Consider the following 561-nt stretch of genomic DNA (forward strand, 5'->3'; position numbering starts at 1 on the left):
TTGCAGACATTCCGACTCCGCATTGCGGACTATTGGGTGTGTACCAACGACTATGCAGTGGCATAGTGACGCCCGCACTGTTCCTGATTCCGCATTGCGGAATAATGGGTACATCCCAACGACTATGCAGTGGCATAGTGCAGCCCGTTCGGTCTCCCGCTCTGCATTGCGGACTAATGGGTATACCCCAACGACTATGTGGCGACATAGTGAGACGAGTCAGCATCCACTATGCAGTGGCATAGTGACGCCGGTTGTGTCGTTGAATCCGCATTGCAGACATTCTGACTCTGCATTGCGGACAAGTTGGTGGACACCAACTATCTCAGCGAGTGTGTTGGGCTGCTTTTCGAAGAGCGCGCCCCCGGTGTTGGTTTCTATTGTCCGCATTGCGGACAGGTAAGTGTGCACCAACTACTATGCAGTGGCATAGTCATACCGGCTGTTCTCTGTTCTCGCACTGCGCTGTCTGTAGTGCGGGGTGGGTATATGTAAAAACACCCAGAGTGCAGCACGGGTGGTGCTGGGCTCTGGGTGTTTGTGTGTGAAGTTGTTGGGTCG

This window comes from Corynebacterium sp. HMSC05C01 (genome assembly GCF_001807155.1).
Taxonomy (GTDB): Bacteria; Actinomycetota; Actinomycetes; order Mycobacteriales; family Mycobacteriaceae; genus Corynebacterium; species Corynebacterium coyleae.